At 75.6% G+C, this 8,510-nt stretch carries 10 protein-coding genes and 1 pseudogene; 7 read left to right on the forward strand and 4 right to left on the reverse strand.

The window, feature by feature from the left end; translation table 11 throughout:
* Positions 1-689: alpha/beta hydrolase family esterase (locus tag ACFXA3_RS26455; protein ID WP_385190793.1), on the reverse strand; the 689-nt coding region annotated here is incomplete at its 3' end.
* Between the two features lie 85 nt (positions 690-774).
* Here ACFXA3_RS26455 and ACFXA3_RS26460 point away from each other — a divergent pair.
* The 5 genes from ACFXA3_RS26460 (at position 775) to ACFXA3_RS26480 (ending at position 4,975) form a co-directional block, all read left to right on the forward strand.
* Complete coding sequence (locus tag ACFXA3_RS26460; RefSeq protein WP_385190795.1) at positions 775-1,743, forward strand: LysR family transcriptional regulator; 969 nt, start codon at positions 775-777, stop codon at positions 1,741-1,743.
* Complete coding sequence (locus ACFXA3_RS26465) at positions 1,740-2,612, forward strand: serine hydrolase (protein ID WP_385190796.1); 873 nt, start codon at positions 1,740-1,742, stop codon at positions 2,610-2,612. The genes ACFXA3_RS26460 and ACFXA3_RS26465 overlap by 4 nt, the downstream gene beginning before the upstream one ends.
* A 92-nt stretch (positions 2,613-2,704) precedes the next feature.
* Entirely contained in the window at positions 2,705-3,895 is a 1,191-nt protein-coding gene (locus ACFXA3_RS26470; protein ID WP_385190797.1) for a sensor histidine kinase, read from the forward strand.
* Positions 3,892-4,557 carry a response regulator gene (locus ACFXA3_RS26475; protein WP_385190798.1) on the forward strand — a complete coding sequence of 222 codons (666 nt, stop codon included), beginning with the start codon at positions 3,892-3,894 and terminating at the stop codon, positions 4,555-4,557. The genes ACFXA3_RS26470 and ACFXA3_RS26475 overlap by 4 nt, the downstream gene beginning before the upstream one ends.
* A 118-nt stretch (positions 4,558-4,675) precedes the next feature.
* Positions 4,676-4,975 carry an SHOCT domain-containing protein gene (locus ACFXA3_RS26480; RefSeq protein ID WP_385190799.1) on the forward strand — a complete coding sequence of 100 codons (300 nt, stop codon included), beginning with the start codon at positions 4,676-4,678 and terminating at the stop codon, positions 4,973-4,975.
* Positions 4,976-5,024: 49 nt separating this feature from the next.
* Here ACFXA3_RS26480 and ACFXA3_RS26485 read toward each other — a convergent pair whose 3' ends face one another.
* Positions 5,025-5,531 (reverse strand): GNAT family N-acetyltransferase, encoded by a 507-nt coding sequence (locus ACFXA3_RS26485; RefSeq protein WP_385190800.1) that lies wholly within the window; start codon positions 5,529-5,531, stop codon positions 5,025-5,027.
* A 161-nt stretch (positions 5,532-5,692) separates the two neighbouring features.
* Between ACFXA3_RS26485 and ACFXA3_RS26490 the strand changes: the two genes are divergently transcribed.
* Both ACFXA3_RS26490 and ACFXA3_RS26495 read left to right on the forward strand, forming a co-directional pair.
* Positions 5,693-6,448, forward strand: a complete 756-nt coding sequence (locus ACFXA3_RS26490; protein WP_385190801.1) for a carbonic anhydrase — start codon at positions 5,693-5,695, stop codon at positions 6,446-6,448.
* A 110-nt stretch (positions 6,449-6,558) separates the two neighbouring features.
* Entirely contained in the window at positions 6,559-7,239 is a 681-nt protein-coding gene (locus ACFXA3_RS26495; protein ID WP_385190802.1) for a hemerythrin domain-containing protein, read from the forward strand.
* On the opposite strand, the pseudogene ACFXA3_RS26500 reads toward ACFXA3_RS26495, so the two are convergent.
* Together ACFXA3_RS26500 and ACFXA3_RS26505 are read right to left on the reverse strand one after the other, a co-directional pair.
* A pseudogene (locus tag ACFXA3_RS26500) lies at positions 7,236-7,955 on the reverse strand (beta-glucanase). The gene ACFXA3_RS26495 and the pseudogene ACFXA3_RS26500 sit on opposite strands and share 4 nt — an antisense overlap.
* Before the next feature lie 83 nt (positions 7,956-8,038).
* Positions 8,039-8,416: a DUF5997 family protein gene (locus ACFXA3_RS26505; protein ID WP_385190804.1), complete on the reverse strand. Its 378-nt coding sequence runs from the start codon at positions 8,414-8,416 to the stop codon at positions 8,039-8,041.
* Positions 8,417-8,510 lie beyond the last annotated feature (94 nt).

The following is an 8,510-nucleotide window of genomic DNA, read 5'->3' on the forward strand; positions in this document are numbered from 1 at the left end:
GGGCGTACGGGGTCCTCGGCCCCGTAGACGATCAGGACGGGCACCGCCCCGGACGGCTTCACGGCGGCGGCCCCGGTGGGGAGTTCACCGGAGACCGAGACCGCACCCGCCACCAGGTCCGGACGCTGGGCGGCGATCCGCAGGGCCATCGAGCCGCCGTTGGAGAACCCGGCCGCGTACACCCGGTGGGGGTCGGCCCGGCCGGAGCGGACCAGCTCGGCGACCAGTGCCTCGGTGAACCGGACATCGGCGTCCGGATCCGGCCGCTGCGGGCTGGGCGCGGTGCCCGCACCCCAGGCCTTCCCCACCGCCTCGGGGTACACCAGGAGCATGCCGCGGGCCTCGGCGGCCCGGTCCAGGCCGCTCTGCCTGCGCAGGTGCTCGGCGTCGGCGCCGCGCCCGTGGAAAGCGATGAGCAGGGGCCGCGGCCCGCCGCCGTCAGCGGCCGGACGGTGCATCAGGTACTCCCGGGTGCCGCCGTCCACGGTCAGCCGCTCCCGGCTGTCGACCGCGGACGCGCTCCGGCTCACCGCCGGCCCGGGGGCCGTGGGGGGCTGCGGCTCCGCGGCGCAGCCGGTGAGCCCGGCGGCCAGGGCGGCGGCGAGGGCCAGGGCGGCGCGGTACGGGGCCGCGCGGAGCGGGGCGCGCCGGGAGGCGGGGGGACGGGGGAGGGGGGAGGTGGAGGTCATGGGGTGAGCACAGCACCGCCGCCCGGCTCCCGTCCAAGTTCGGTATGGATCCCGGATCGATCAAGTTTCGATATCGTTGCCGGTCGTGGACCTGATCCGGCATCTGCAGTGCTTCGTCGCCGTTGCAGAAGAAAGACATTTCGGCCGTGCCGCCGAGCTGCTCGGCATGGCCCAGCCGCCCTTGTCCCAGCGCATCCGGCGCCTGGAGCACGAACTCGGCGTCCGCCTCTTCGACCGCACCAGCCGCCAGGTGTCGATCACCGCGGCGGGCACGATGCTGCTGGAGGACGCCCGGCTGCTGCTCGCCCGGGCCGAGGCCCTCGCGGCCACCGCCCGCCGCATCCGCGACGGGGAGAGCGGGCTCCTGCGCGCCGCCCTGCCGCCCGACACCGCCGGCGGGACGATCGCCGCGATCCTGGCCGCCTTCCGCCACCACCACCCGGGCGTGCAGCTGGAGCTGCACGAGCTGTCCACCGCCGAGCAGCTGGCCCGGTTCGCCTCCCGCGAACTGGACGCCGGGCTCCTGCGGCACCCCTGCGACCTGGCCGGGCTGGAGCTCGGCCCGGTCCTGCGCAGCGAACTCGGCGTGCTGCTGCCCCGCGAGGCCCCCCAAGCCGCCCTGGACGAGGTGCCGCTCGCGGCCCTCACCGGATACGGCCTGGTCCTGTTCCCGCGGGCCGAGGCGCCCGCCCTGCACGACGACGTGCTGAACACCTGCGCCCGGGGCGGCTACACCCCGGCCGCCGTCCGCCAGGGCCGCGGACCCGGCTTCGTCCGCGGCCTCGTCCTCTCCGCCGACGCGGTCGCCTTCGCCCCGCGCGACAGCGTGTCCGCCGATGCGCCGGGCCCGTACGCCGACATCGTCTGGCGGCCCCTCACCGGCGCCCCGCTGGCCTGGCGCCACAGCGTCGCCTGGCCGCAGGGGCGGGGCGACGCCGCCGTCGGGGCCTTCGCCGAAGCCGCCACACGCGCCCTGGGGGACACTTCGGGGGTGACGGCCGACGTACCCGCGCGGCCCCTGCACCTGCGCCCGGCAGCGGAGTACTGGCTGTGAACCGCACCGTCCACCGCATCGGCGCCGCCTTCGCCGAAGCCGGCGTCACCGGCCGGCTGCACGCCGTCGACATCGACACCGGTGCACAGATCGACGCCGGCGCCGACCACCCGGTGGTCACCGCCAGCGTGCACAAGCTCTGCCTGCTCGTCGCCCTCCACCAGCAGGCCGAGGCCGGCCGCCTGGACCTCACCGAACAGGTGGAGATCCCGCCCGCCGACCGCACCGCCGGCCCCACCGGACTGGCCGCGATGCTGGATCCCGTGCGCATGTCCCTGCGCGACGCCGCGTACCTGATGACGGCCGTGAGCGACAACGCCGCCGCCGACGTGCTCCTCGCCCGCACGGGGCTCGACGGCGTCAACGAAGCCACCGCCCGGCTGGGCCTCACCCGCACCCGGGCCGTCCACACCTTCCGCTCGCTGTTCGCCGGAATCCGGGAGGACTTGGGCCCCGCCGGGGCGCAGGCCCTCGCCGATCCGCACGTCCTCGCGCGGCTCCGCGCCCTCGACCCGGCCCGCGGCAACCGCAGCACACCCCGGGACATGACCCGCCTCCTGGCGGCCCTCTGGCGCGACGAGGCCTGCGCCCCGGAATACGGCGCCGCGATCCGCCGGCTGCTCGGGCTCCAGGTGTGGCCCCACCGGATGGCCTCCGGATTCCCCTTCGACGACGTCCACGTGGCCGGCAAGACCGGCAGTCTGCCGACCGTGCGCAACGAGGTCGGCGTCATCGAGTACCCCGACGGCGGACGCTACGCCGTCGCCGTCTTCACCCGCGCCGCCAGCCCGGCAGCCACCCTCCCCGGCGCCGACGCGGTGATCGGCACCACCGCCCGCATCGCCGTGGACGCCCTGCGCGCACCGTGATCCGCGCGCCGCACGCCTACTCCACCGGGAGTACGCCCGATCGGCCCGTGCGGCGGACGACGGGGGCGGTGCAGGGCGTCTAGCGTGGCCGCATGGGGCAGTGGCGGCGCGAGTACCGGGCGGAGCACACGGGCGACGAGCGGCTTCCGTGGCGCTCCTCGCTCCTCGTGGCCGTGCTCGCCCAGGCCTCCGGCGGGTGGGTGCACCAGCTCCAGCCCGGCCGGGAGCCCCTCGGCCTGCCCGGCCGGCTCCTGCTGCTCCTCGGGCCGGCCCTGCTGCTCCTGCGCCACCGCCACCCGGTGTCCGTCGTGTACGGGGTCTGCGCGGTCACGCTGGTCTACCTCGCCTGCGGATACCCGTACGGTCCCGTCTTCCTCAGCGTCGCCCTGGCCTGCCTCGCCGCCGTCGTCTCCGGACACCGCCGGGCCGCCTGGGGTGCGGTGGGCGCCCTGTGGGCCGGGCACCTCCTCATCGGGCACTGGCTGTACCGCTGGCTGCCGCCGCCCGGCGACGGACCCGCGCCGTGGGGGACGGAGGGCGGCGTCACGGCCTGGGTCATCGCCGTGCTCGCCGCGTCCGAACTGGTCCGCGTGCGCCGGGAGCAGTGGGCCCGGGACCGGGCCGAGCGGAAGGCTGCCGAGCGGCGCCGGGCCGCCGAGGAGCGGCTGCGGATCGCCCGCGAGCTGCACGACGTACTGGCCCACAGCATCTCCGTGATCAACGTGCAGGCGGGCGTCGGCCTGGCCCTGCTCGACGCGGACCCCGAACAGGCCCGTACGGCCCTGACCACCATCAAGGCGGCGAGCAAGGAGGCGCTCGGCGAGGTCCGGCAGGTCCTGGACACCCTGCGCGCCCCCGGCGAGGCGCCCCGCGCCCCCGTCCCCGGACTCGACCGGCTGCCCGAACTGGTCGCGCAGGCGGCCGCGGCCGGGCTCACCGTCTCGGTGGAGGGGGAGCCGGCCGCCCGGGGGCTGCCGCCCGGCACGGGCCTCGCCGCGTTCCGGATCCTCCAGGAGGCGCTCACCAACGTGGTGCGCCACTCGGGCTCCCGCACCGCCCGGATCCGCATCACCCGCCCGCCCGGCGCCCTCGAACTGCGCGTCGACGACGACGGGCCCGCCACCGGTGGCGACGCGGGCGGCAGCGGCACCGGCCTCGTCGGGATGCGCGAACGGGCCGCGGCGCAGGGCGGCACCATCGAGGCCGGCCCCCGGCCGGACGGCGGCTTCCGGGTGCTGGCCCGGCTCCCGCTGGGCGACACGACACCCGGGGAGGACCGTTGATCCGCGTACTGCTCGCCGACGACCAGGCGCTGGTACGGGCCGGCTTCCACGCGCTGCTGGACGCCCAGCCGGACATCGCGGTCGCGGGCGAGGCCGCCGACGGGGCCGAGGCCGTGCGCCTGGCCCGCGAACTGCGCCCGGACATCGCCCTGGTGGACATCCGGATGCCGGTGCTCGACGGCCTGGCCGCCACCCGCACCATCACCGGCGACCCCGGGCTGGCCGCGGTCAAGGTGGTCATGCTGACCACCTTCGAACTGGACGAGTACGTCTTCGAGGCGATCCGATCCGGCGCCTCCGGCTTCCTGGTCAAGGACACCGAGCCGGAGGAACTGCTGCGCGCCGTACGGGCGGTGGTCGCCGGGGACGCGCTGCTCTCGCCCGGGGTGACGCGCCGCCTGATCGCCGAGTTCGCGGCCCGGTCGAAGCCCCCGGAGGCGGCGGCGGAGCTGGAGCGGCTGACCGGGCGGGAACGCGAGGTGATGGCCCTGGTCGGCATGGGCCTGTCCAACGAGGAGATCGCCCGCCGGCTCGTGGTCAGCCCGCTGACCGCGAAGACGCACGTCAGCCGGGCGATGATCAAGCTCGGTGCCCGCGACCGGGCCCAGCTGGTGGTGCTCGCCTACGAGTCGGGGCTGGTCCGGCCCGGCTGGCTCGGCTGACGCTACTCCCGCGGAGGTAGCCCGGGTGCCGCCGACCGTACGACGACCCGGACCCCCTCGCGGGGCCACCCTCGGAAGCGACAAGGACATCCCCTCCCTTCCGAGGAGCTGAACCGAGATGAACACCCTGGCGTACGACGGGCCCGGCCCGTGGATCCTCTTCGTCCCGCTGGTCTGGGCGGCCGTCGTCCTCGGCGCCGTCACCGTCCTGCGCCGCACCGTCGGGCGCGGCGGCCGCGGCCCGCGCGGCCCGTGGGCGGCGGCGCGGGGCTCGTACGGCCCGGACTCGCCCATCGCGATCCTGGGCCGGCGCTTCGCCACCGGTGAGATCGACGAGGACGAGTACTGGCGCCGGCTGTCCGTCCTGGACGAGCAGTTCGGCCGCACGGCCCCCGACGGCAAGGGCGGGGCCGCCTGACCCCGCCCCCGGAGACGGCACGGCCACGGGGGTGCCCCGGGCGCCGCGGTCACACCACGCGGCGCATGCACACCCGTGGCCACCGGTCCAGGCCGTGCTCCGCCTCGCGGTCGCGGATCTCCTTCAGGCCGGGCCCGAGCGCCCCCTCGTCGAGACGCACGAAACCGCAGCGCGCGTAGTAGGGGGCGTTCCACGGCACGTCCTCGAACGTGGTGAGCGTCAGCGCCGGTACGGACCCGGCCGCCGCCAGGACCGCCAGATGCTCCAGCAGCGACCGGCCGATGCCGCGCCGCGCGCCGTCCGGGTGCACGGACACCTGCTCGACGTGGAAATTGCCGTCGACGCGGTCGGCGATCAGGTAGGCGAGCGGGGCATCGGTCTCCGTGACCGCGACCCAGGCCAGTCCGGCCCGCTGGTAGCGGGCGAGTTCGCCGAGCGGCAGCGGTTCGTCGTCGGCGACCTCGCCCATGCCGATACCGCGGAAGCACTCCCCGGCGGCTCTCTCGATGGCCTGGAGCAGGGGCAGTTCATCGCGGAGCACTGCTCGAATTCGCATGGCGCCCATTGTCCCCGCGGGGCCGCCGGCGGCGCCGTCCGGGGCCCGGCCGTCCACGGGCTGAAACGCCCGTCCCGCCTTTTCGGCCGGATCCCGGCGGACATCGCGCCATTGCGCCACGCGCCCGGCCGTGCGCCCCGCAAGCGGGTTACGGTCCCGCGATGCATTCGAACATACAGACAGCCGACGCCCCTTCGCCCAGCCGTCGCGGGCTGCTGCGCGCCGCCGTGGCCGGCTCCGCGGCCGTGGGGTCCGCGCTGGCCCTCGGCTCCGCCCACCCGGCCTCCGCCGCGCCCGCGCCCGAGCCGGGTGCACCGGAGGCCGCCGGCCGCCCCGGCTCCCCGGAGGAGGCCCTGCGCCGGCTGACCGCCGGGAACCGGCGCTGGCGCACGTACCGGCAGGAGCACCCGAACGAATCGCCGTCCGTACGGCTGCGGCTCACCCGGGCCCAGCAGCCCTTCGCCGTCGTCCTCGGCTGCGTCGACTCCCGCGTCCCCCCGGAGCTCGTCCTCGACCAGGGGCTCGGCGACCTCCTGACCGTCCGCTCGGCGGGCGAGGTGCTGGACGAAGCCGTCCTCGGCAGCGTCGCGTACGGGGTCCTGGAGCTGGACATCCCCCTCGTGCTGGTCCTCGGCCACCAGTCCTGCGGGGCGGTCGGGGCCGCCGTCCACGCCGACGAGACCGGGCAGCCGCTGCCCGCGCACATCCAGTACCTCGCGGACCAGATCCGGCCCGCCATCGACCACGGCCAGACCGGCGACGCCCGGATCGCCGCCACCATCGACGCGCACGCCCGGCGCACCCGCGACCGGCTGGCCGCCGAACCCGACATCGCGCGGCGCGTGGCCACCGGCCGGCTGGCCGTCGTCGCCGCCCGCTACGACCTCCGGGACCAGGCCGTGCGCACCCTGGCATAGACCGGGCTCCCCGGGGGCGCTGGAGCGCCGTCGTGCGCCCCTGGCGGAGACGGCCGGCCGCGCGCCAGGCTGGAGGGCCGGTTCACCCACCAGGACGGGGGCCACGGCCGATGCCGACACCACTGCAGAACCAGGGAAAACCCATCACCACGCACGACCTGGTGGTGGTCCACCGGATGTTCCGCCGCGAGTTCGGGGAGGCGCCGGGCCGGGTGCGCGGGGTGCGTCACGGCAGCCGCGCGCAGATCAGGCTGGTCGCCGACCGGCTGGCGCTGCTGCTGGACACCCTGCACCGCCACCAGGCCGACGAGGACCGGCTGTTGTGGCCCAAGCTGGCCGAACGCGTGCCCGGACACGCCGGGTTGTGGAAGCGGATGCGGGCGCAGCACGCCGACCTGTCGGCCCGCCTGGCCCGGGCGGACGCCCTGATCGGGCCATGGACGGCGGGCGCGGGCAGTGCCCGGGGAGAGGAGCTGGCCGCCGCCCTGGAGGAGGTGTCCCGGGCCGCCGAGGAGCACTTCGACGAGGAGGAGCGGGAGGCGCTGCCGCTCGCCCCGGAGGCGGTGTCACAGGCGGAGTGGGACGAGTTCGGCACCGCGGCCGTCGCCGCCGCGCCCGGGAGCAGGCTGTTCACCGTCCTCGGGATGATCCTCAAGGACACGGACCCGGGGGAGCAGATCCTGATCATGGCCCACCTGCCGCTGCCGCCCCGGGTGCTGTGGCGCGCCGTCGGCGAGCGGGGATTCCGCAGGCTGGAGGAACGCCTGGCCGCGGCGGTGGGACACGGTTAGGACCGGTAGACGCGCAGGTCCGAGACCTCGTACGACATCTGCGTGACCCCCGGCGCCGGCGCCGGATGGTAGCGGCCGGCGCTCACCGAGAGGTTCACGATGATCTACTCGCGCCGGCGCGGGACGAGCCCCCGGCGGTCGGCGAAGACCCGGTTGCCGTTGACCCACCAGACGACCGAGTTCGCGCCGAACTTGACCTTGAGGTCGACCCAGGCGCCGGGCTGCACGGCGGCGTTCCGGTAGTAGTAGGAGCCCCCGCCGCGGACGTGGTTGGACAGTTCCAGCAGGTCCGGGTTGTCGGGGTGGTACTCGAAGACGTCGACCTCCTGGCCGCCGTCCCGCCAGGTCCAGATCGCGGGCCAGGCGCCGACCGCCTCGGGCAGTCTGACCCGGGCTTCCAGCACGTCCTCCGCGCGCAGCAGGAAGCCTTCCTCACTGCCCTCGGTGGTCAGCAGCCCGGTGTTCCAGTTGCCGTCCGGCCGCCGGGTGGCCCGGAAGGTGCCGCTGCGGCTGTACTCGGGGTCGTCGACGAGGTGATCGAGTTTGCTGTCGCCCGGATTGACCGGACCGCCGTCGGGATAGGCCCAGGAGCGCCCGGCGACCCACCGGGACGTCGAGCCGAAGTCGGCCGAGAAGACGAGTGTGCTGGTGCGCCGGAACGTGGCGAGGAGTCGCGAGATCACCCCGCAGCTCTGCCCACGGCGCGCCGTCCGCATTCCGGTGATCTTTACCCGAATCGTCCGGCACGGGGCATTTCGGGGCGCCTGCGGCGCTCACCGCGCCGGACGGCGCGCGGCGGTCAGGAATCCGACTGCTGGAGGCGCTCCGCGCGCTCCGCGTGCTTCTCCTTGATGCGGACCGCTTCCTTGCGGACCTCCGCCTGGGTGGCGCGCTCCTTCTGGAGCCACTCCGGGTTCTCCTGCTTCAGCGCGTCGATCTGCTCGGTGGTGAGGGCCTCGGTGACCCCGCCCCGGGCGAGACCGGCGATCGAGACGCCGAGCTTGGAGGCGACCACCGGGCGCGGGTGCGGGCCGTTGCGTCGCAGCTCCTGGAGCCACTGGGGCGGCTCGGCCTGCAGCGCGTTCAGCTCGCTGCGGGTCACCACGCCCTCCTGGAACTCGGCGGGGGTGGCTTCGAGGTACACACCCAGCTTCTTCGCCGCGGTGGCGGGCTTCATGGTCGGCGGCGGGCGCCCTGAAGTGGCTGGAGACCAACTCCGCCGAGTGGGCGAAGGGCAGCCCGGCCGCGCTGGGCACCCTCGTCCTCGCCAC

The organism is Streptomyces sp. NPDC059456 (genome assembly GCF_042750055.1).
Classification (GTDB): domain Bacteria; phylum Actinomycetota; class Actinomycetes; order Streptomycetales; family Streptomycetaceae; genus Streptomyces.